23 protein-coding genes are annotated in these 20,335 nt (G+C 64.6%); 7 read left to right on the top strand and 16 right to left on the bottom strand.

Translation table 11 applies throughout. From position 1 onward, the window contains the following. The first annotated feature begins 43 nt into the window (after nucleotides 1–43). Nucleotides 44–973 carry an SDR family NAD(P)-dependent oxidoreductase gene (locus tag AADV74_RS00550; protein ID WP_342110763.1) on the top strand — a complete coding sequence of 310 codons (930 nt, stop codon included), beginning with the start codon at nucleotides 44–46 and terminating at the stop codon, nucleotides 971–973. On the opposite strand, the gene AADV74_RS00545 is transcribed toward AADV74_RS00550, so the two are convergent. From AADV74_RS00545 to AADV74_RS00520, 6 genes are all read right to left on the bottom strand, one after another. Next, nucleotides 951–1,187 carry a nuclear transport factor 2 family protein gene (locus tag AADV74_RS00545; RefSeq protein WP_342110761.1) on the bottom strand — a complete coding sequence of 79 codons (237 nt, stop codon included), beginning with the start codon at nucleotides 1,185–1,187 and terminating at the stop codon, nucleotides 951–953. The two genes, AADV74_RS00550 and AADV74_RS00545, sit on opposite strands and share 23 nt — an antisense overlap. Nucleotide 1,188: 1 nt before the next feature. Beyond that, nucleotides 1,189–1,701 carry a DNA-3-methyladenine glycosylase family protein gene (locus AADV74_RS00540; protein ID WP_342110759.1) on the bottom strand — a complete coding sequence of 171 codons (513 nt, stop codon included), beginning with the start codon at nucleotides 1,699–1,701 and terminating at the stop codon, nucleotides 1,189–1,191. Nucleotides 1,702–1,887: 186 nt separating this feature from the next. Next, a complete protein-coding gene (locus AADV74_RS00535) occupies nucleotides 1,888–3,531 on the bottom strand; it encodes an FAD-dependent oxidoreductase (protein WP_342110757.1) in 1,644 nt (547 codons plus the stop codon). Between the two features lie 19 nt (nucleotides 3,532–3,550). After that, nucleotides 3,551–4,618, bottom strand: coding sequence for an SLAC1 family transporter (locus tag AADV74_RS00530; protein ID WP_342110755.1), 1,068 nt, complete (start codon nucleotides 4,616–4,618; stop codon nucleotides 3,551–3,553). After that, nucleotides 4,615–5,541 carry an alpha/beta fold hydrolase gene (locus tag AADV74_RS00525; RefSeq protein WP_342110753.1) on the bottom strand — a complete coding sequence of 309 codons (927 nt, stop codon included), beginning with the start codon at nucleotides 5,539–5,541 and terminating at the stop codon, nucleotides 4,615–4,617. The genes AADV74_RS00530 and AADV74_RS00525 overlap by 4 nt, the downstream gene beginning before the upstream one ends. Next, nucleotides 5,538–5,909, bottom strand: a complete 372-nt coding sequence (locus AADV74_RS00520) for a cupin domain-containing protein (protein WP_342110751.1) — start codon at nucleotides 5,907–5,909, stop codon at nucleotides 5,538–5,540. Before AADV74_RS00520 ends, AADV74_RS00525 begins: the two co-directional genes overlap by 4 nt. A gap of 172 nt (nucleotides 5,910–6,081) precedes the next feature. On the opposite strand from AADV74_RS00520, the gene AADV74_RS00515 reads away from it, so the two are divergent. From AADV74_RS00515 to AADV74_RS00500, 4 genes are all read left to right on the top strand, one after another. Then, nucleotides 6,082–6,921 (top strand): alpha/beta fold hydrolase, encoded by an 840-nt coding sequence (locus tag AADV74_RS00515; RefSeq protein WP_342110749.1) that lies wholly within the window; start codon nucleotides 6,082–6,084, stop codon nucleotides 6,919–6,921. Nucleotides 6,922–6,991: 70 nt separating this feature from the next. Further along, nucleotides 6,992–7,696 (top strand): alpha/beta fold hydrolase, encoded by a 705-nt coding sequence (locus AADV74_RS00510; RefSeq protein WP_342110746.1) that lies wholly within the window; start codon nucleotides 6,992–6,994, stop codon nucleotides 7,694–7,696. Then, entirely contained in the window at nucleotides 7,696–8,421 is a 726-nt protein-coding gene (locus tag AADV74_RS00505) for a pyridoxamine 5'-phosphate oxidase family protein (protein ID WP_342110744.1), read from the top strand. Before AADV74_RS00510 ends, AADV74_RS00505 begins: the two co-directional genes overlap by 1 nt. Nucleotides 8,422–8,762: 341 nt before the next feature. Next, complete coding sequence (locus tag AADV74_RS00500) at nucleotides 8,763–9,440, top strand: response regulator transcription factor (protein WP_342110742.1); 678 nt, start codon at nucleotides 8,763–8,765, stop codon at nucleotides 9,438–9,440. Between the two features lie 16 nt (nucleotides 9,441–9,456). Here AADV74_RS00500 and AADV74_RS00495 read toward each other — a convergent pair whose 3' ends face one another. The 5 genes from AADV74_RS00495 to AADV74_RS00475 all read right to left on the bottom strand — a co-directional run bounded on the left by AADV74_RS00495 (nucleotide 9,457) and on the right by AADV74_RS00475 (nucleotide 14,563). Further along, the gene (locus AADV74_RS00495; protein WP_342110740.1) at nucleotides 9,457–11,892 is read right to left on the bottom strand and encodes a GAF domain-containing protein; all 2,436 of its coding nucleotides are present in this window, start codon (nucleotides 11,890–11,892) and stop codon (nucleotides 9,457–9,459) included. 106 nt (nucleotides 11,893–11,998) lie between these two features. Beyond that, complete coding sequence (locus AADV74_RS00490) at nucleotides 11,999–12,358, bottom strand: response regulator (RefSeq protein WP_342110738.1); 360 nt, start codon at nucleotides 12,356–12,358, stop codon at nucleotides 11,999–12,001. 113 nt (nucleotides 12,359–12,471) lie between these two features. Continuing rightward, nucleotides 12,472–13,227, bottom strand: a complete 756-nt coding sequence (locus tag AADV74_RS00485; protein WP_342110736.1) for a GAF and ANTAR domain-containing protein — start codon at nucleotides 13,225–13,227, stop codon at nucleotides 12,472–12,474. Between the two features lie 12 nt (nucleotides 13,228–13,239). Beyond that, nucleotides 13,240–13,947, bottom strand: a complete 708-nt coding sequence (locus AADV74_RS00480; protein WP_342110734.1) for a GAF and ANTAR domain-containing protein — start codon at nucleotides 13,945–13,947, stop codon at nucleotides 13,240–13,242. 421 nt (nucleotides 13,948–14,368) lie between these two features. Then, the gene (locus AADV74_RS00475; RefSeq protein ID WP_342110732.1) at nucleotides 14,369–14,563 is read right to left on the bottom strand and encodes a hypothetical protein; all 195 of its coding nucleotides are present in this window, start codon (nucleotides 14,561–14,563) and stop codon (nucleotides 14,369–14,371) included. A gap of 265 nt (nucleotides 14,564–14,828) precedes the next feature. Here AADV74_RS00475 and AADV74_RS00470 point away from each other — a divergent pair, with 265 nt between their 5' ends. Beyond that, complete coding sequence (locus tag AADV74_RS00470; RefSeq protein ID WP_342110730.1) at nucleotides 14,829–15,182, top strand: DUF7882 family protein; 354 nt, start codon at nucleotides 14,829–14,831, stop codon at nucleotides 15,180–15,182. Nucleotides 15,183–15,238: 56 nt separating this feature from the next. Here the strand turns inward: AADV74_RS00470 and AADV74_RS00465 are convergent, their stop codons facing one another. Next, the gene (locus AADV74_RS00465) at nucleotides 15,239–15,898 is read right to left on the bottom strand and encodes an SMI1/KNR4 family protein (RefSeq protein ID WP_342110728.1); all 660 of its coding nucleotides are present in this window, start codon (nucleotides 15,896–15,898) and stop codon (nucleotides 15,239–15,241) included. A gap of 130 nt (nucleotides 15,899–16,028) precedes the next feature. After that, complete coding sequence (locus AADV74_RS00460) at nucleotides 16,029–16,505, bottom strand: DUF1990 domain-containing protein (RefSeq protein WP_342110726.1); 477 nt, start codon at nucleotides 16,503–16,505, stop codon at nucleotides 16,029–16,031. A gap of 437 nt (nucleotides 16,506–16,942) precedes the next feature. Here AADV74_RS00460 and AADV74_RS00455 point away from each other — a divergent pair, with 437 nt between their 5' ends. After that, the gene (locus AADV74_RS00455) at nucleotides 16,943–17,143 is read left to right on the top strand and encodes a hypothetical protein (protein ID WP_342110724.1); all 201 of its coding nucleotides are present in this window, start codon (nucleotides 16,943–16,945) and stop codon (nucleotides 17,141–17,143) included. Between the two features lie 393 nt (nucleotides 17,144–17,536). On the opposite strand, the gene AADV74_RS00450 is transcribed toward AADV74_RS00455, so the two are convergent. The 3 genes from AADV74_RS00450 to AADV74_RS00440 all read right to left on the bottom strand — a co-directional run bounded on the left by AADV74_RS00450 (nucleotide 17,537) and on the right by AADV74_RS00440 (nucleotide 20,235). Then, complete coding sequence (locus tag AADV74_RS00450; RefSeq protein ID WP_342110722.1) at nucleotides 17,537–18,265, bottom strand: hypothetical protein; 729 nt, start codon at nucleotides 18,263–18,265, stop codon at nucleotides 17,537–17,539. Between the two features lie 302 nt (nucleotides 18,266–18,567). Further along, the gene (locus AADV74_RS00445; protein ID WP_342110720.1) at nucleotides 18,568–19,293 is read right to left on the bottom strand and encodes a hypothetical protein; all 726 of its coding nucleotides are present in this window, start codon (nucleotides 19,291–19,293) and stop codon (nucleotides 18,568–18,570) included. A 240-nt stretch (nucleotides 19,294–19,533) separates the two neighbouring features. After that, on the bottom strand, nucleotides 19,534–20,235 hold the full coding sequence (locus AADV74_RS00440; protein ID WP_342113077.1) for a phosphotransferase: 702 nt from the start codon (nucleotides 20,233–20,235) through the stop codon (nucleotides 19,534–19,536). Nucleotides 20,236–20,335: the final 100 nt, after the last annotated feature.

Genomic DNA, 20,335 nt, shown 5'->3' with positions numbered 1-20,335 from the left:
CACGAAGTCATGCGCTTCCCACCGAGAGACAAGGGACACCGCCATGCCAGCACGCATCACGACCCCGTTCGATGCCCGTTCGACGGCCGATGAGGTCAGCGAGGGAGTCGATCTGACAGGCAAGAGAATCATCGTGACGGGTGGTGCCTCCGGAATCGGGATCGCCACCACGACGGCGCTCGCCCGGCGCGGCGCAACCATCACTGTCGCCGTGCGAAACACCGACGTGGGACGGGACGTCATGCAACGCATCTCCCAGGAGAGCGGTAACAAGACCATCGACGTGCGCGAGCTCGAACTCACCGACCACGCGTCCATTCGACGCTTCGTCGATGCCTGGGACGAGCCACTCCACCTGCTCATCAACAACGCCGGGGTGATGGCGATCCAGGACAAGATCCTCAGTCAGGTCTGGGAGGCGCAGTTCGCCACCAACCACCTCGGTCACTTCGTGTTGGCCAACGGCCTCCACCGCTGGTTGGCGGCCGCGAACGGAGCACGCGTGGTATCCGTCAGCTCCTCCGCGCACCTGTTCTCGCCGGTCGTCTTCGACGACATCAACTTCAGCTTCCGGCCATACGACCCACGGCTGGCTTACGGCCAGTCCAAGACGGCTGTCATCCTCTTCGGCGTCGGAGCGTCACGGCGGTGGGCTGACGACGGCATCACGGTCAACACCCTGAACCCGGGGGCGATCGCCACCCCGCTGCAGCGCCACGTCGGCGGGAAGCTCGCCACCCCCGATGACCAGCAGAAGACGGCGGAGCAGGGGGCTGCAACGACCGTTCTGCTGGCCGTCTCTCCACTGCTTCACGGCGTCAGCGGGCGGTACTTCAACGACAACCAGGAAGCCGAAGTCACCCATCACCGCCCAGAGGACCTGACCATCTTCTCGACGAAAGTCGCGAACTACGCCCTCGACGAAGACAACGCCGATCGGCTCTGGAAGATCAGCCAGGCCGCCATCGATTGATACCGGGATACGTCCCGTTCCGAGGCGCCTCCTCCAGAAGGATCCTCGCCCTGTCGTTCACAGCGTCGCGGCCGACGAAGACGCCACGCGGGTCGGAGAAGACGGCGTCCTCGGCGAAGACTTCTGCGATGGCCGAAGAGCGCTTGGTGTCGTCGCGTTCGCCGAACACCCGGTACAGGCATGCTGTGATGAGTTCGTCGATCCGGGTGACCACGTCAAGCCTCCCGGGTCTGGTCAGGGGCGGCATCCGCGGGCCCTGAAAGGGACCGCCACAGCAGCGCAGCGGCATATGTCCGGTACGGCTTCCACGCCTCACCGCGGGCGCGTACGTCGTCGATGGAAGGAACCTCCGGAAGGGAGTCGAGGTTCCGGACGGCAGCACGGATGCCGAGATCTCCGGCGGGCAGGATGTCGCTTCTGCCGAGTTGGTGGATGAGGAACATCTCGGCACTCCACGGCCCCACTCCCTTCACCCGGGTCAGCGACTCTTCGGCCTCTTCGTCGCTGACACCGTCCAGCTGCTCGATGTCTAGCTGTCCAGAGCTCACGGCTTCGGCAAGGGATCGGACGTATGTCGCCTTCGAGTGGGAGGTGCCGATGGCTTTGAGCTGATCAACGTCGAGCCGCAGCACGGTCTCGGGCGTTGGTGTTCCACCCGTCGCGGTGACGAGTCGGTCGTAGAGCACGAGGGCGACTCGAGTCGCAATCTGCTGGGCGAGGATGTGCATGACCATGCCAGCGAAGTTGCTGCCGGCGGTGCGGCCACCGTCTGGGAAATGGAACGGATCCGGTGCCCCGAATTGCTCATTGAGCTGCGCGAAACGCGGGTCGAGCTGCCCGAGCTCCGTATAGGCGCTGTCGATGTCGCGTTCTGAGATCACATTCATTCTCCTGCTCCTTTTCCGGCACGCCAGTCACGTTCTGGCATGGATGGCTTGGTGGACTGACGACACGGCGCTGGCGCCCTCACCGACTGCGGCTGCCACCCGCTTCATGGACCCCCGTCGCGCATCTCCTGCCGCGAAAACGCCGGGAGCGGATGTCTCGAAAGGCAGGGGAACGCGCCCTGACGAGGTGGCGGCTCGAAACGCCTCAGCATCGATGTTGACGTCGGTGAGGATGAAGCCATTGCTGTCGACCGCGATACCGGTGAGCCATTGCGTTGCAGGCGCGGCGCCGATGAAACAGAACAGTGCACCGTACTCCTTCCGTCGGCTTCGACCAGTGATGCTATTGGTCAACGTCACCTCCTGCAGCGTCTCGCCCCCGTCGAGTGCGGTGACTTCGGTGGATGTGAGCACCCGGATCCTGTCGTGGGACAGAAGCCGCTCGACAAGGTAGTTGGACATGCCTGCACTCACCTCGGGTCCTCGGATGACGACGTCCACTCGGCAGTTGTGGCTGGCCAGGAACACAGCGGCTTGTCCTGCCGAATTCGCGCCTCCGACGACCACGACAGGTCTGCCGGCGCAGGCCGTCGCTTCCAGCTTCGTGGCTCCGAAGAAGATACCGGCCCGTTCGAACCGCGCCCACCCTGGGACGGGCAGGGTGCTGTACCGGGCGCCGGTGGCGAGGATGACCGCTCCTGCCTCGAACTCTCTGCCATCTTCCATTCGAAGGAACGGTAATGGCTGATCGATGTCCAGGCCGACGACGCGGCAGGGGGCGTAGATGCGTGCACCGAATTTCAGCGCTTGGACGCAGGCTCTGCTGGTGAGGTCGGTGCCGCTGATGCCGGCGGGGAAACCGAGGTAATTCTCGATACGCGAACTCGCGGCTGCCTGACCTCCTGGGCTGACGGTATCCAGCAGCACCGTCTTCAGCCCTTCGGAGGCGCCGTAGACAGCGGCCGCCATGCCGGCCGGGCCGGCTCCGACGACGACGAGGTCCACAGAGTCGTCGCGTGGCCGATAGGACAGCCCGAGTCGCTCGGCGAGCCGGCCGGGGGTCGCCCGGTGGAGCGCGCCGCCCGGTACGAAGACGACGGGCAGCTGGTCCCGCGTGACACCGTTCGTTCGCATCAGTGCGAGGCCGGCGACAGAACCGCTGTCGAACCAGACATGGGGCAGGTCGAACCGTTCGGCGAACGCACGCAGGGCCAGAGAACCGGAGGACGAGGGGATGCCGAGGATCTCCATCGTGTGCGAGGCCACGCCTTTCACCAGCTCGCGGCGGGCCTGGAAGGCCTCGAGGAGGATCTCGGACAGTTCGCCATCCTCGGCCATCAGCGTGCGGAATCCGGCAGGCGGGATCCGGTAGATGGTCCCGGCGACGGCGACACGGGCGATGAGGTAGGAGTACTGGCCCGTGAGGAGGCTCAGCTCACCGAGGAACCGACCTTGCGTGTGCCGAGTGATGAACATCTCGGGTGAATCGGCGGTGCTCGCGGAGAAGATGTCGATGGCTCCACGATCGACAAGCACCAGGTCGGTCACAGGCTTCCCGACCTGATAGATGAGTTCCCCCACCGTGACGGATTGCCGAACTCCGTACCGTCTCATCCGGACGAGTTGCTCCCGGCTGAGGTCGGGGTAGGCACGAGAGTTCTCCGGGGTCACGGTGTCCTCGTCTCCCGAATCATGACTGACCGGACCGCGATGGTTCCGCATGGTGAGCGGGGTTCGTCCGCGCGGGCCGTTGGGCTGCCTCGTCCGCACGGCGGAGGGTCTGCTCAGCCCTCCGGACACCCCGCCGGACAGAGCTGACCAGAAGCACGGAGCGGATGGCGATGGTGATGATGAGCACGGTGACGGCCGCGGCTACGACCAACGCGACGACCTCCCAGCCGGAAAACGCCGACATCGCCGCCCATTCGATCGCGTACGCGGCGGCCGATGCGGCGGGGAATGTGAAGGACCACCAGCCCAACGAGAACGGCAGGCGGCGGTAGATGCGGATGAGAAACAGTTGCAACACCGCCATGAGCGCCAGCAGACCGAGCAGGCTGACGGAGACGACGTCTTCGTGGGCGCCGTTCATCGCGAACCAGGCCGCACCTGCGACGGCGGGTGGTGCGAGGAGGATCGCGAGGGTGGGTGTGAGTGGGTCGGGTAGCGGCGGGAAGAACGCCAGCCGCGACAGCAGAACGGTGACCAGCACAGCCCAGAAGAAGATCCCCACGGCGAAGGCTCCCATACCGACGAAGGGGAAACCGAGTCTCGCCGCGACCGCTGATGCAACAAGGGGCGACGCGACTGTTGGGAGCAGGTACGCGCCGTGAAAGGCCTCCGGGTTGAGGTGACCGGTGTGCCAGAAGGCGAGAATCCACCCGGCGAACACCACCGCGACGAGAAATGCGATGAGTGCAAGCACGAACCCGCCGGCCGGCCAGATCAGGTACAGCTCCGCTCCCAACAGCATCCCCACCGTCGGCACGATGGCCGCTATGGGGCCCTGTGCGGGATGCTTGAGCTGAGAGAGAAGCGTCTCGGCGCTTCGGGACCCGCGTACGAGATGTGCAGCGATGAGCCAGACCCACGTGACGCCCGCGACTGCCCACAACACCGCTGGGATGATGGTGGACAGGTTGAGGACGGCGGTCATCGCCGACCACAGGGACGCCAGGCCCGTGACCCCGAAGCTGACGGCGAGAGTGTTCAGCGGTATCCGCGGAGTAGTCCGCCTCGTCGGCGCGTGCCCAGTCACGTCCGTTCCCGCTTTGCCAGAGACTCGGCCTCGAGAATCGCGTCAGCGAACGCTTCCGGCTTCTCCTGGGGCAAGTTGTGGCCCGCGCCCTCAACGATGCGGTGACGGTGGGTGCCAGTGAGGTGCTGTGCGTATCCGCGACCATCAGTGGCGGGGAAATTCCCGTCCGCGCCGCCATCCAAAGTGACCGTCGGTGCGCTGATGGTAGGCGTGGTTGCCAGCCGTCGTTCCAGATCGACGTAACGCTGGTGACCTGGAGCCAAACCGAGCCGGTGCCGGTATGAGTGGATGACGACATCGACGTAGGCGGGGTTGTCGAACGCGGCAGCGGCAAGGTCGAGGTCTGCGTCGGTGAAGGCCCATTCGGGCGAGTTCCGCCTCCAGACGATCCGGGCGATCTCCCGTCTGTTCGCCTCGAGTCCCGCTCGGCCGCGTTCGGTCGCGAAGTACCAGAAGTACCACAAGCCGTTCTCGATCTCCGGGGGGAGTGGCTTCTCTGACGCGACGATGTTCTGGATGAGGTAGCCGGTGACGGATACGAGTCCTGCGCAGCGCTCGGGCCAGAGCGCAGCGGCGACGCATGCCGCGCGTCCACCCCAGTCGAATCCCGCCAGAACGGCGCGGTCAATGGCCAGCGCGTCCATCAGCTCGATGACGTCGGCGCCGATGGCGGCCTGCTGTCCGGACCGTCCTGCGTCCTCGAGACTCGAGGTTCCACCATGACCTCGGAGGTAGGGGATGATGATTCGCCGGTGCTCGTCGGCGAGGAGTGAGGCGACGGGGCCATAGCTGTGGATGTCGTACGGCCACCCGTGCAGGAGGATCACCGGGTCTCCGTCCTGGGGACCGATGTCGACGTAGGACACGTCGAGAGGCCCGGTCACCTCACGCTGCAGCGCAAAACCATCCAGCGCGCTTGTCATGGTGTTGTGGGGTCGTCGACGAAGGAGGCGACCGGTGCACCAACCTCCACGATGTAGCAGGAGAGCATGCGCCCCGTGTCCGGGCCGAGGTCCAGCGCGTTGTGCGGCGTCCCGGGCGGGATGAGGAACCCGTCCCCCGCATCCAGGATGAGGGTCGGCATGTCTTTGATGCGCATCTGCACCCGTCCCGCGAGGAGGTAGCCGACCTCCTCCCCGGGATGCGTGTGCCAGCCCGATTCGACGCCGGCCGGGATCTCTGTGAGAACCTGGACGATCTCCCGTCCCGGAATTGACGATGTGACGTGTTGGATCTCGGTCCGTTTGAGGGTCTGTGCGAGATCGTCGGCCGAGTGGGTGTTGTCAGACATTGAGAAACCGCCTTTGCTGTCGGCACGATCTTCGGTGACTGCCCATTCTGGGACGCGCAGAATCAGTCGATTGTGGGGTTTCCCGGAAGAATTCTCCGGACGCCCGGAGGACGACAGACCCGGCGTAGGTGGACGCTCAGTGAGAAATCACCTACCAACCAAGGGAGCTGCCATGGGCACCATCACCGTCGGTGAAGAGAACTCGACGCCGATCGAGTTGTACTACGACGACCACGGGAGCGGGCGTCCGGTCGTGCTGCTCGCCGGCTGGCCCTTCGACGCCCGGTCGTGGGAGCCGCAACTGCATCCCCTCCTCGCCGCCGGCTACCGCGTCATCAGCGTCGACCGGCGAGGGTTCGGGCGATCCAGTGCTCCGACCACCGGATACGACTTCGACACGTTGAGCGCAGACGTCGAGGTCCTCCTCCGGACCTTGGACGTCCAGGACGCTACTCTCGTCGGGTTCTCACTGGGAACCGGTGAGGTTGCGAGGTATATCGGCCGATTCGGTACGGACCGACTGCGCAGCGTCATCCTCATCGAGAGCCTGACGCCGACCTTCGCGCAGGGTCCCGACAACCCCCAAGGCGTTGACGAGGCGGGCGTCCAGGGCGTGCAGCAAGCCATCCTCCAGGATCGATTCGCGTGGCTGACCGGGATGATGGGCAACTTTCTCAACCTCGACGACTATCAGGGCACCCGCGTCAGCGAAGACACCGTGAGATTCATGTGGTCGACCGGGGCCGACGCATCCCCCTACGCCACGTGGGCGTGCCCGCAGACCTGGCTGGAGGACTTCCACGCCGACCTCGAGCGGTTCGACGTACCCACCCTGCTCGTGCACGGAACCGCCGATCGCATCCTCTCCATCGACGGACAAGGGCGCCGGGCCCATGAAGCGCTGCCGGCAGCCCGCTACGTCGAGATCGAGGGAGGACCCCACATCAACCCCGTCACCCACACCGCGGAAGTGAATCAGGAACTACTGCGATTCCTCGAGGACCCTTCCTAGCGGACGGCTCACCGCGAGCGTGCCCGACCCTGAGAACCTCGACCGAACCCCACGAACGAATGGAACCACCATGGTCACTGTCATCCTCATCCACGGGGCATTCGCCGACTCCGACAGCTGGAACGGCGTCATCGAACCGCTTCGCGACGACGGCCACCGAGTCATCGCCTACGCAAACCCCCTCCGCGGCATCGCCATCGACGCCGCACCGCTGGTCGACCTCATCAGGACGCTCGACGGCCCCATTCTGCTCGTCGGACACTCATACGGCGGCGCCGTGCTCACCGCGGTCGACCCGGGAGCGGGTGACATCATCGGCGCGGTCTACGTCGCCGGGTTCGCCCTGCAACCCGGTGAGAGTCCCGCGGCCGCATCGGCGCTCGTGCCCGGATCCACCCTCGCAGACACCCTGGTCGAGGTTCCTCTCCAAGCGGGAGGCACCGACCTGTACATCCAACAGGACAAGTACTGGCACCAGTTCTGCGCTGACCTCCCGGAAGATCAGGCAGCGACGATGTCCGTCACACAACGACCGGTGACGGCTGGCGGCCTGAACGACGAGCTGAGCGGCGACGCCCTGTGGCAGTCCGTCCCGAGCTACTTCATCTTCGGTGAATTGGATCGCAACATCCCTGCCGGGGCGCACCAGGCCATGGCCGACCGCGCCGGCGCGAGGTCAACGGTGCAGATCCCGGGTGCATCCCACGTCGTGGGGATCTCGCACCCTGCTGAGGTCATCGACCTGGTGCGGGAAGCCATGGCGGTGGTCGGCTGATGGTGCGTGACCACCCTGACAGAACTCCGGGAGTCCACGCGCGAACCAGGACACAGGCGCAGTCCGCCGTCGAGAAACCCGCGTTCACGACCAGAGGGAGACGAGCCATGAGTCGTCAGTACGGGTGCATCGCGTTCACCGACGATGTCCGCCGAGTGCAAGAGGACTACGGCAGCGCCGAGTTCTACACCCGGATGGCTGGCCAAGCGCACAACACCGCGGCCGCAGATCCGCTCGGCCCTCGAGAAGCGACCTTTCTGGAGGAGCGCGACGGGTTCTACCTGTCGACGGTGAGCCAGACCGGCTGGCCGTACGTGCAGTTCCGAGGAGGGCCGCCAGGATTCGTTTCGGTCCTCGACGAGCACACCGTCGCATGGCCCGAGTACAGGGGCAACCTGCAGCACGTCTCCACCGGCAACCTCGCCGGGAACCATCGCGTCGCGATGATCGCCATCGACTACCCGAGGCGCCGGCGCCTGAAGCTGTTCGGGATGGCGCGAGTCGTCCGGGCAGAGGATGACCCGACACTCGTCTCATCTCTCAGCAGCCCACGCTACGACGCGGTCATGGAAGCGGCTGTTGTCGTCTCGGTCACCGCATACGACTGGAACTGCCCCCAGCACATCCCACGACGATTCACCCTCGAGCAGATAGAACAGCAACTCACGCCGCTCCGAGAACGGATCCGAGCACTCGAAGCACAGATCGAGGGGCAGCGTTCTTGAGAGGTGGATGCACCATCCTCGAGCGCTGATTTCCGGAGAACCCTATGGCCTACTCGGATGCTTCGCGGCACACTGCAGGAGTGGGCCCATCTGCGATGGTCGTAGACGATGATGATCTGTTCCCCGGGTCGCTGCGAAGGATCCTGTCCGGATGCTTCTGTCGCCTCGGGAGCGTGCCGCGTAATGTGTCAGATGCGCTCACACAGACGGCGCACCACCGGACCGACGTCGTGCTCCGCAATGTGCCCGACCGGGACGGACTCGACTCGAGCAGGGAACTCATGGACATGTCATCGACCGTTCGCCTGGTCCTCGTCTCGGCTGACATCGAGTGAAGTGTCATGGACTCTTCGGTGGCCCGGCCGGTGCGAGTGTCCGTAGGAGAGGATGACCTTCTCCTGCGAAAGGGTGTCGTTCGTGTGCTCAGCGACGCCGGACTCGATGTGGTCGCGGAAGCGGGGAATGCGGCCGAGCTGCTCAGTGTGACCCTGGCTTACCGTCCCGACGTGGCTGTCGTGGACATCCGTATGCCTCCTCATCATGGAGACGACGGGCTGAAGGCTGCGATAGAGCTTCGGCATCGCCTCCCCGAGATGGGGGTGGTGGTGCTGACGCAATACGACGATCCCGAATACGCGCTCGCCTTGATCGACGACCGCGCCGAGGGTGCGGGGTATCTCCTGAAGGAGCGCGTCGGCGACGTCCACGACTTCACCGACGCCGTCGTTCGCGTAGCCCACGGTGGCAGCGCACTGGACCCCACCATCGTCGCTCGAATGATCCGCCCCCACGGGGTCCCGCAGGAGCTCGATCTCCTCACGCACCGCGAACTGGCGGTCCTGAGGGCAATGGCGGAAGGCCAATCAAACTTCGGGATCGCACGATCCCTCCTCATCAGCAACGCGGCGGTCGAAAAGCATGTCACGTCGATCTTCCGGAAACTGGATCTCGCTCCCGAGTCGACCAGCCATCGCCGGGTGCAGGCCGTTCTGCGCTTCTTCAGCACTCAGCGGTCGTAAGCCGCGCGGGTCCGCCTCACCGGTCGCCTGCATCTGTTGGAATGGACGCGATGACCCGTGTGCCTTGCTGGTCAGGGCTTTCGATGCGGATCGTTCCCGAGCTGGCTTCGATGCGGTCGGCGAGTCCGGTGAGTCCAGTCCCGCGGGATGGGTCGGCACCGCCTACGCCATCGTCTTCGATGGTGAGAACGAGACGGTCACCCCCTTCTGAGAGTGCGCAGGTGACGGTGATCCGGGTGGCCCGGGCATGTTTGACGGCGTTGGTGATCGCTTCTGCAACAGTGAAGTATCCGGTCGTCTCAATCGATGTGGGCAGCCGGGGCACGTCAAGGGCGAGATCTACAGGGATCGGGGTATCGGCCGCCAACGACCTGATACCGGCCGAGAGTCCGGCACGGGTGAGCGCTGCGGGCAGAATGCCTCGGACGACGTCGCGTAGATCCCTGTTCGCCTCTTCCGCGTGTGCAAGTGCGTCGGCGATCAGATCGGCGAGATCCCCATCCACGCCCGCGGTGTCGCGGGCGAGCTTGAGCATGATGATCGTGTGAACGAGGCGTTGCTGTGCGCCGTCATGGACGTCGCGTTGGAGGCGACGTCGCGCTTCGTCAGCGGCCGCGATCACGCGGGCGCGGGACTGCGTGAGTCCGTCGCGGTGGTCGGCGTTCGTCACCGCGGCGGCGAGCAGATCTGCGAACGGCTTCAGGCGGTCCCTGCCGTCCATCCGGTTCAGCGAATCCGACGTCACCCCGAGCGTTCCCCACGTCTCCCCATTGACCAGTATGGGGACTTCAGCACGATGAGACCCGGCAGCAGCCTGAGGCTTCACCTCAGCCACCACGATCCCCGCATCCGATCCACTGCCTTTCCCGCGAATCACAGACGCTGACGACGCATCCAGGACACGAGCTATCTCCTCCACGACCGCATTGAAGACCGCGGGAAGCGTTGTCTCGCGCGCCACGAGTTCAGCGACGCGACGCAGAGCGGTCTGTTCATCGGCGAGACGGCGCAAGCTCTCCCGAGCCTCGGCGTTCGCGATGGCGGCCCATGTCAGCTTGGCGAAGCCTTCCAATCTGCTCTCGGTATCGGGAGGTAGCCGTCCGACCTGCGACGTGGACACGAACGCTCCCCACAGGCGGTTCTCGATGAATACGGGAACCCCGACGCCCGAGCGGATGCCGTACTTCCGCACGATCTCAGCACTGGGCAATTCATCGAAATCGTCTACACGGACGGTCCCCTGAGTCCGCGCGACACGATCGGACAGCGACCCCGGCGGGTGCACCACCCGAACTCCGGGTGGGACCGGTCCGCCGTAGGTGGCGACCGCGACGATCGTGTCGGCTGTCTCGAAATGCAGCAGAGTGATCTCCTGCCCATTCAACTGGTCCGATGCCGCTCGACAGATCGCGGTCAGGATGTCGTCCACGGGTCCGGCCCTGAGCACTCCACGTGCCGCGAATTCCGCGATGCGCCGGAGCGACGCCTGCTCGTCGATGAGAACGCTGAGGTGTTGGCGGTTCGCGCTGGCGACAGCCATTCGCCCGGTCACTTCACTCACATCAGTCAGGTATTGAGCGGTCTGGTCCGGCAACGCGGGCAGGGTCGTCTCGACGGTGAGGACGCCGATGTCCTGGTGGTGGGAGGTCACAGGGAAGGCGACGACTCGCGTCGGACGGATGGAGGTGTTCGTGATCGACATGATCGGGTTGGCCGCAGATACCACCACCCCGCCATTCAGTGTCAAGGTGGCGTGCTCTATTCCGCTCAGCTTTGCGGCGTAGGCGACGAGACGCGTGGCGAGTTCAGTGATCGACGATCCGGCGGCATCGTGCTGGATCGAGCGCATCGTCTCGTCATGTTCCGACATCGCCCGAAGCTGGTTACGGGCGTCGATACTGTCGAACGATGCGGTCACCAGTTGCGCGAACGCCGTTATCTGGGCCTCCGTCTCGCGTGGCAACGGCCCGACAGATGAGTTGATGTTGAACATCCCCCACACTCGCCCCTCGACGATGATGGGCACCGCGACTCCGGCGGCGATCCCGAACCTGACGGCCATCTCCGCATCGGGCTGAGTCCGGTAATCGTCGACTCGGAACGGCAAGCCGGTGCGAAGCACACGGTCGGGGAGCGTGCCAGCTTCGAAGACTATGCGCAAGCCGGGCTTGGCGGGTCCGTTCGGCGAGGCCATCACGAGCAATTCCCTCTCGCCCACGAAACGGGTGAGAGTCACCGGCAGGCCCTGGATCTGCCGCGATGCCTCGCGAACGATGGTGGCGATGATATCCACGTCCGCACCTGCGCGGGCGATCAACTCGGCGACGTCGCGTAACGCACGCTCCTCGACGAGGCGTCTGACATCCTCGCGTTCCAGGTCAGCCCCGATCCGGGTATCCGCGTGTTCCGTGCTGGGGCGGTTCGGCGGAATGCGATCTGCGACGTCCGGCATCTCGTCGCGTCTCAGGCTCGTCGAACGGTCAGGTAGGGCCGGAAGTCCACGGGGTTGGTGACGGATACCCGAGGAGGCGTGGTCGCGAGGTCGCTGCTCATCTGCCTCATCCGTCGCCGATGATGGAGTGCAGAAGCGGGCTGGACAATTCAGCTTTGGGAACGAATGCGACCGCCCCGGCCGCCGTGGCCTCCTGCGCTGAGAGGGCATCACCGTCGGACGAAGTCAGAATCACACGCATCCGCCACGGATCGCCGGCGAGTACCTTGCTCAACTCCAGGCCATTTCCGTCAGGGAGGCCGATGTCGACGAGCGCGACGTCGGGCACCGATCGTGTCACCTGCTGCAACGCTTCGGTCACGCTTCCAGCCTCACTTTCGGGTTGATAGCCCCAGCTAGTGAGTATTCTCCTCGCCAAGTCACGGAACCGTGCATCATCGTCGACGATGAGAACGGTGACGGCCATAGCCTCATCGTGCGACCGATCGGTGCTGTTGACGATGGGGTTTGCCAGAAATCCTCGGGTTAGACGAGGGGTGGTGACGAAGGCGGCGGATCACTTCGACGTCGGCCTGTGGGTTACTCGGCTACGGCGCGAGTGGCTATGGGCAGGGTGAGGCTGCGTTCGGCGACGTGCTCGGCGACGGTACTGAGTTTGAGTTGGTTGCTGCGGGCGTAGTCGCGAAGTGTGGTGAACGCGGTGTGCATGTCAGCGCCGGACTGAGCCGCGATGATGCCTTTGGCCTGCTCGATGAGGATCCGGCTGTCCAGGGCGCGTTGCAGCTGGTCCGCGACCATGGCGGTGTCGCGCAGCGAACGTTCCTGCAGGATGCCGATGGTGGCGACATCCGCCAATGACTGAGCGATGGCCAGGTCCGACTCGCCCAGCTGCCCGACGGAGACACTGAAGAGGCCCATCGCGCCGATCGTGTGACCCCGTAACCGCATCGGGAAGGCGTGCATCGACTGGAAGCCCTGCTTGATCGACGCGGCCCGAAAGGCCGGCCACCGATCTCCCTCGGAGATGTCCGCGATCGTCACGCCCCTGCCGGTTTCGAACGCATCCACGCAGGGTCCCTCGCCCGCGTTCAGCTGATTGATCTCCACGAACTCGACCTCCTCATTGGTGGACGCGATCAGCTGCAACGTCCCGTCGGCGTCGGCGATCAGCAGCCCGCCTGCGTCGGAATCGACGAGGACAGTGCACTCCTGCACCAAGGTGTCCAACAGGTCGACCACGTCGTAATCGTCGACCAATGTGTCTGCCACCTTCACAAAGGCGGCGCTCAAGCGGGCGTCCCGCGATAGTTCAGCCATCATCTCTTCCCTCGTCACATTGTGTACGCATCATGGTGTCTCGCTCCCTGTTGCGGGCTCGCTGAAGTCGAGGACCCGGGCCACCACATCACTCGCCACCTCGTCCACGCTGCGACCGGTCGCATACGCGTGCCCACGGAGTCGGGAGAACGCGTCCGTGACCGTCGTGTCGAGTTGGACCGACATCATGCCGGTAGCCTGGTGTACGTGGCGCCGTGTTCCCGCCACCAGCGCCGAATCGTGCCGCCCATCACCCTCCGCGTCCGCGGCACCGTACGCCGCGGCCTTCCCAGCCACAGCACCGGCAATGGCAGCGGCTCGGGTGACATCGAGGTTGGAGAGCTCGCCCGGTGAGAGACGATACAAATCGACGACTCCCACTGTCGCTGCACCGATACGCAACGGGAACGAGAACACCGCTCTGGCCTCGGTCTGCACCAGGGCGTGCCCGAACATCGGCCACTCCGAGTGATCGGCGACTCGAACATCGGGGACGAGCACCGGTCTGCGCATTTCCAGCGCCCGGTAGTGCGGTCCTTCGCCGAGGTCGTATTGCAGTTGCTCGAGGAGGGTGGCCAAGGCGTCGCTCGAGGACACAGTGGAGTGACTTCCCGCGAGGGTCACAACCGACACCGACGCCCCATCGATGGGCAGACTCGTCAGGAAGCCTGCGAGCAACACGTCCGAGCGCACCAGACCGGTATCGCTCTCACCGCTGCCCGCTTCTGACGACTGCATGCGACCCATCGCTTCTCGAATGTGCAGAGGGCTCACGCGCCTACTGCCGGGACGCGGGGTCTGGGCGTCGTAGCCATGACTGTACAGGACGCGGCCTATAGGCTCGCCGCAGCTTGCTGACTGGCCGCTCGATGCAAGGACTCTCAGTCGTCGGGATCGACAACCTCATCCGCCCGCAGGATCCGGGTCGGGCTGCACGGGCAGATGTATCCCACAGGGATCAGCTCGGTCTTCGGTGCGCCAACGGTGATCCGACGAGATGCCCTGAGCGCCTCCTCGACACGCACGCCGTGCTCTCGACAGACCTTCATGACGGTCCACGCTCCTTTCATTTAGACGGGGCACATGACCGTATGAAACTCGGCGCGCTGCCGCGTGCCACAGCAGGTGCCACCTGACATCAGACGTTCGAAGGCTGGTGTTACTCGGCGGCGTCGATACGGTTCTCATCCTCGTAGTCGACGTCATCGTCATCCGGAAAGTCCATGCGATCGCCGGGCGGTGTCTCCTGGGCTTCCGCGAAGTCGCCACCAGCGATCTCCGTCTCGGTCTGGTCCGGATCATTCATCTCTGCGCCAGTCACGAGCGCTCCTTCCTTCGCGGCGTCGTTGCCCATCAGGACATCAACGTACGTCTGCCGATGGCTCCGCCAGGGAGGGGTTGACTTCCGCTCCGAGCGGGGGGGCGACCACAGTGCTCATCAGCCCAGCTGAGCACCTCGATCACCCAGTGAGATCCTGTTCATATGGATACGCGGGCGTATCCGGTTGGTACTTCATCCATGCAGGAGGCATCGAGCGACCCTGTTGGCGACCCACGCCTGGCGAATACCCGCCCTAGGGGTGTACCCGGGTAGGCCACCGGGTGGAAAGCTGAATCGAGTGGGACAGCTGATCTATGGCGAGGGAACCGCCTATGACATGGACGACCGCACAATGAGCCACGTCCGGGTGGCGGTCGGCGCGCGACTGCGCAGGCGGGAGGCGTTCTACGTGTCCTGGACGGAATCGCACACCACCGGATCAGGTCGTGTGAGCCTCTGGCTGTCGCCTTCCATCCCGCTGCAATTCCGGTTCAACGGCTCGCGCCCAGTAGAGCTGAATCGTGAGTGGTTGCGGGCCTTGGATGCCAGCGCGTTCAACGAGGGCGGAATGATCGTGATGCCCGAGAGCGAAGCATCCGCATACGTTCGTGCTCGAAGCCGTCCTGATGACCAGTTGATCAGCATGCCCTGAGGGGATCTTCAACCGGTTCACGACCGCACCCCGGTCTTCGGCTGAGCTGCCTCGTTTCACAGGCGCCTTTCCGGACCATCCATGGGATGGGGCCCTCCCCAGGATCCCGGCCAAGTTCCCGGGTCGATCTCGCTGCGACGTCGGAGGACGTTGGACGCCCACGCTGTATGCCAGAGATCATCGAGGAACGCGGCACGATCTGCTCGCCTCGCACGATCCTCACTGGAGGTGGGCAGAAGACCAGCTCGACCGAGATCCACCGCCTCGCCAACGGCGTCGGCGAGGCTCGGCGCAATGGCTCGAGGCAGGTCGGGCCAGCTCGCGTCGATGATCGTCCCCGATCGCTCCGGCACCGCGTCTATGACGGCCTGGCACCACTGCTGTTGCGTCATCGGGATCCACGCCTTGCTCCACTGCCACGGTTCCGTCTCCGTCCGGAACCAGGTCACCAACTCAACCAGCCTGTCCGAACCCACGAGCGGACCACAATCGAGCGTTGGCCACCACTCACCATGCGCCGGCTGGCCGTCGTGCGAGCGCAGCAACACCTCGAGTTCGACCGGAAGCGGCATCGGCGAGATAGCGGCCCGCACCGACGCTAGTCGCTCCTCGTCGATCGGTCCTCGCAGATTTCTCCAGAGCGCAGGCGCCACCTCTGGGAGATCCAGCTCTATTCGGCGAAGAGTCTCTGCCATCTGGGCACCACGATCATCCATGCTGCGATTCACCCATCCATCTGTCGGCCACGACAGCCCCTGTTCACGTCACCCACCACGGATCGCAACCGTCGATACGGCGTTCAGGGGACTTCGGGCGTTCGGAAGCGGATCTGCGTACGGGACGACGTCAGCGCAGGGCGCGGAGGTACCGTCGTCGGGCAACACGCTGGGCAACGCGAAGTAGGGGGTAGAGCGCCCGCCATGGTTGCCGTGGTGCCGGGCGCGTGAGCGAGCGGATGGTGAGGTATACATCCTCGCCCTCGCGGTGGACGATGAATGCTTCCTCGCCCGTGACGGGGTGTCCTGGGAGTGTCCGGTAGGCGAAACCGACGCGTGACGCTGTCGCGATGACGGACACCACTTGGACTGGTTCCCGGACGGTGATCCCGACTGCCCGGGCTGTGATGATGAGCTGGGCGCCCGGTGTAACCGATTCCGAATTGGTGACGGCAAACCCGCTCCGGGTCTTCACTTTCCAACGCAGGACGTCATGTGAGGCGCGCTCCCAGACCTCATCCCCGCCGCCGATTCGGGTCGACACCTCGAAGCGACGAAATGGGCTCGATTCGTCCGCAGGCCATTCGGGCAACTGTGGGTCGGTCACCAGGTTCCAGTCGACGGGTAGTACAGCGCCTCCAGGAAATGACTGTTGCGTTGGCCGATCAGCCGACGGCGGTGTGGGGCGAGCACAACGCCCGCGCCGAGCCCTTCACGGATCGGTGATCCGTCGAACACCTGTTTCATCGGCAATGCCATACGGGCTCGAGAGGACGGGAACTGATCACACTTCGATCTTCTCAGGTCCGCCGCCGCATCCGACTCGATGAAGGATCCTCGATCGGACGGGGGCCTGCGCCTCGGAACGGTGCGCTATCCGGATACCGCGGGTGCGGGGGCGTCACGTGCCAGCTTCATCCCGATCGCGCCGAGGAGTGTACCGGTGACCCATTTTCTGCCAACGCATCCACCCTGGTCCGCTTTGCAGGAACATCGCGATCGAGCCCGCGGCAAGGATGATGACCTCGGGAGTACTCTGATGGCGTGGACGTCTGGTCAGTGGTCATCATCGTCGTAGCGGGTATCGTGCTGGCGGCTTTATGGTGGGGCGTTTCCCGATGGTCGAGTAGCCGAAATCGACGGAGGGAACTCACCGATCCGGACGAAGCACGCGAGTTGAATCAGGCGGCGGCACAAGCTGAGGAACTCAAACGGCAGATTCGGAATCAGAACCCTCGCCTCTGAATCCCTACTTCGCTGGATCTGAGTGACTGCTGAGCTCTCGGAATGAGCACGACATCGCCTGGCGGTCGCGCCGAGATCCGCTGACGGGTATCGTGCTGGGCAAGTAGCTGCGTTGCGACAAAGAGGTGCAACATGCGCAAGAAGCCGATCTGGTGCCGGCTCGGTTTTCACAAATGGGTTGTTCGACGTGAACCCGACGTGGAACCTTACTTCGAATGTGCACGTTGCTCGAAGGTGCAGGTGACGGAGCAACGCCTGATCGATCTCGGAGGGGGCTGAAGCGCCGCTCTCACAATCAGCGAACGCACATGCTGGCCCTCTCCTGGTGCAGTGGATCATCTGTGGAGCTCTGTCGTATCGACTGCACACGGCCGCCGCGGGTAGACAGCTGCTTCACCTGCCCGTGGTGGGTTCCGGTTCCGGATGCCATGTGATCGACCCGTCCGCCTGCCACTCCACCACGACCTGCATCAGTCCGCCGCCGCGTACGCTCCGCGCAGAGTTCACCATCCGCAGCCCGCCTGTTGTCATGTCCGTCTCGGAACCGCACCGGCTGGCTGTGCGGACACCACCCGCGACCGAGACGAGACAGTAGGCTCCGTCGGTTCTCATGGCGGCGAAGATCTGCGCGTTGTCCTCCATGAACACATTCGAGGCGAGGAGCCGGAACGACTCCGGGAAGAACCCGGCTGTTGCGACAACGCCAGGATCCGCTACCGGGTAGTCGCGATTCTCGAATACGGCTTCCAACATCACCTCAGCGCCTGTGGTTGAAGTATCGACCTCGTCGTCCTGCTCAATCGTCACCCCGTCGACGATGGCGACACTGGCAGCACCGATCAAGGCACCAGTGGCAAGGCCAGTGGCGAGGATCTGGCCACCCCCGTGATGACGTTTGGCTGCGTTTGGTGAACGGTGGTCATCGCCACGGACTGGTGGCAGGACTTCAACGCACCCCTCAGTTCCCGCTCGCCGGTCGTACAGCATGAGTTCCCACACCGACGGGCGAACCCGCAAGAGTTCACCGGTGTCCGGGTCGGTGAAGTCTTGCTCTTGCTCGTCAGCTGATGACCTCGAGTACACACGCTGCTCGAGCAGGTGTCGTCCCGCATCGTCTCCCACGCCGCGACCTCCCGTCGAAGGGAGTGGCCGCTCGCGCTAGTGCGGGCGGTCGCGAATCCAGACTACTCGCCTACGAGACGGGCAGCGTGGCCGGATTTTCAGTCCTTGACGGTCAGGGCGGCTCGGCTCGCCGAACGCTCATCCGCGAGGGCCGCCCTGCCCTCATGGCTCGGGTGGAACCTGCGTGCCACGCCACCTGCTGCGTCTGCGATGCATCCTGAGCACATCGCGACCTGCCGTAGCGGATTCCGCTATCCGCCGTTGGTCCATTCCGACGGAACACGGGAGTACGGCGCGCGCTGTCATTCAGGACCTGGGCAGGCGCGCTGAAGGGCGAGATCCTGATCAGTACCCATGGGTGCGTTGCCGCTAGTGGGCCACCATCCTTGGTTCGGCCATTGGGCCACGAAGTCGGTCCGGCTGGGTGCTGGTGGGTTCTCGATGCCATTCGCGGCGAAGCATGGGGCGAGGAACTCAGTCAGGTAGCGATACAACCACTCCTTCTGGGCTGTGTTCATCGGCGCGATGGGCTTGCTCGGGTGGGTGGACCGGCACACGTAGCTGGCGATCTCTCCCTGCTCGTCGAGGTTCGCCGGGCCTACTGAGACCACCTTGCCGTCGACAGTGCTTCCGTGCTCGAGCTCGATGTTGAACGCCGTGTAGCAGGGCGTCATCACTGCGACGATGTCATCAGCGGGGGTGAGGTAGCCAGCGAAGGTCACGTCTGGTCGCACCGCGTCAGGGAACCGCTTCAGGACGTCCTGCCAGTTCTGCTCCTGGTTCTGCACCCGGAGCGCTTCGATCTGCTCATCACTCAGGGCATCCGAGGCAGGAGCCGGCCCGAGGTCCGAAGGCATGTCGAACGACACGACAGTCGGCGTCGGCGTCGGTGTTGCTGTCGTCGTCGGACCGGTGGCGCGGGTCGCCGAAGTGTCAGCGCACCCAGTCAGCAACGTCCCCACGACGACGGCCACGAAACAAGCGGTCGCAAAGCTTCCCCGCTGCATGTAATCCCCCATCTGATGCAATGTACAACCACAGAACCCCTGACATCCCGACATTTCCAGTCGGGTTCCAACCGAAGTGAGCGCCCGATGTGCCCTACTCCTGGCCGATCGGGACAGCAAGCCGCCGCTGTGCTCTTGGGATCCTCGGACGCATGAACCACGGCACGAAAGCTGTGATGATCCCCCGGATGCCGTTGGCGAGCCCGGCGAAGATGAAGGTGCCGGCGAACGGGTCAGCTGAATGGGCCGTAAGCGTATCCCTCAGCGTTCGGCCTTGAGCAGAGCGATAGCGGACGTGTAAGGGCCCTCGGCGACGTCGTGATCGCGCACGAGGTCAGTTGTGGCTCGAAAGAGGATGGCCCGAAGAAGAAGCTGTTCTGTGTCAGCGTCGGTGAGCAGGTGTCGGGTGCTGGTTGGTGCCCCTTCGAAGCACACGGCGTCAACCACGATGATGGCGACCGCGAACTCCGAGGGTCGGAAGTACAGGCTGAGGTCGATGACGGCAGGCGACAGCCCCTCCTCGAAAAGGACGTTGCCGGTCAAGTCGCCATGGATGAGCGTCCCCGGCCGGTCAACTGGCGTTCGTCGCTCAGCCAGCGCACGCAGCCAGCGGGGAGCCGCTTTCGGCAGTTTCTGGTCCTCCCATGCGATGCGGTCAGCCTCCGCCCAGGGATCGGTGCGACTTCGTATCCACGCGGGTTCGATCATCTCGCTGAGCTCGCGGCTCAGTGAGCGTCCCGCTTCCGCGATGTCTCGCCATCGACCCGGGACATGGGCACCGACGAGGTAGGGCATTGCGGACCATCCGTCGACGACGAGGCGACCGTCACCAGATCGGACAGGTCTCGCGACGCGCACTGACGTGGTCACGGGGAGCGTCTCGAGCCATTCGAGCTCTGCGGTCGACCGATGCGGTTTGAAGACCAGGCCGTTCGCTCGCCACGACTCGTCCCTGCCGCCCATCAGAGGTTCGGCTTCGTGAACACCGAACGCGTGTAGTGCCGTGTCGGGCGGCGGACTCAGACGCATAGTGTCAAACCTTCCACACGGGGCCACTCGGTGG

The sequence above is a fragment of the Leifsonia stereocauli genome (assembly GCF_038432415.1).
GTDB lineage: Bacteria > Actinomycetota > Actinomycetes > Actinomycetales > Microbacteriaceae > Orlajensenia > Orlajensenia stereocauli.
This window is presented reverse-complemented; position numbering and strand designations above follow the sequence as displayed.

Coding starts and splice junctions, on each gene's coding strand:
- AADV74_RS00550 (WP_342110763.1), top strand. CDS start 44: ATGCCAGCACGCATCACGACCCCGTTCGATGCCCGTTCGACGGCCGAT.
- AADV74_RS00540 (WP_342110759.1), bottom strand. CDS start 1,701: ATGCACATCCTCGCCCAGCAGATTGCGACTCGAGTCGCCCTCGTGCTC.
- AADV74_RS00525 (WP_342110753.1), bottom strand. CDS start 5,541: ATGACAAGCGCGCTGGATGGTTTTGCGCTGCAGCGTGAGGTGACCGGG.
- AADV74_RS00520 (WP_342110751.1), bottom strand. CDS start 5,909: ATGTCTGACAACACCCACTCGGCCGACGATCTCGCACAGACCCTCAAA.
- AADV74_RS00515 (WP_342110749.1), top strand. CDS start 6,082: ATGGGCACCATCACCGTCGGTGAAGAGAACTCGACGCCGATCGAGTTG.
- AADV74_RS00510 (WP_342110746.1), top strand. CDS start 6,992: ATGGTCACTGTCATCCTCATCCACGGGGCATTCGCCGACTCCGACAGC.
- AADV74_RS00505 (WP_342110744.1), top strand. CDS start 7,696: ATGGTGCGTGACCACCCTGACAGAACTCCGGGAGTCCACGCGCGAACC.
- AADV74_RS00500 (WP_342110742.1), top strand. CDS start 8,763: ATGGACTCTTCGGTGGCCCGGCCGGTGCGAGTGTCCGTAGGAGAGGAT.
- AADV74_RS00495 (WP_342110740.1), bottom strand. CDS start 11,892: ATGCCGGACGTCGCAGATCGCATTCCGCCGAACCGCCCCAGCACGGAA.
- AADV74_RS00490 (WP_342110738.1), bottom strand. CDS start 12,358: ATGGCCGTCACCGTTCTCATCGTCGACGATGATGCACGGTTCCGTGAC.
- AADV74_RS00480 (WP_342110734.1), bottom strand. CDS start 13,947: ATGCAGTCGTCAGAAGCGGGCAGCGGTGAGAGCGATACCGGTCTGGTG.
- AADV74_RS00475 (WP_342110732.1), bottom strand. CDS start 14,563: ATGGGCAACGACGCCGCGAAGGAAGGAGCGCTCGTGACTGGCGCAGAG.
- AADV74_RS00465 (WP_342110728.1), bottom strand. CDS start 15,898: ATGGATGATCGTGGTGCCCAGATGGCAGAGACTCTTCGCCGAATAGAG.
- AADV74_RS00440 (WP_342113077.1), bottom strand. CDS start 20,235: ATGGGCGGCAGGGACGAGTCGTGGCGAGCGAACGGCCTGGTCTTCAAA.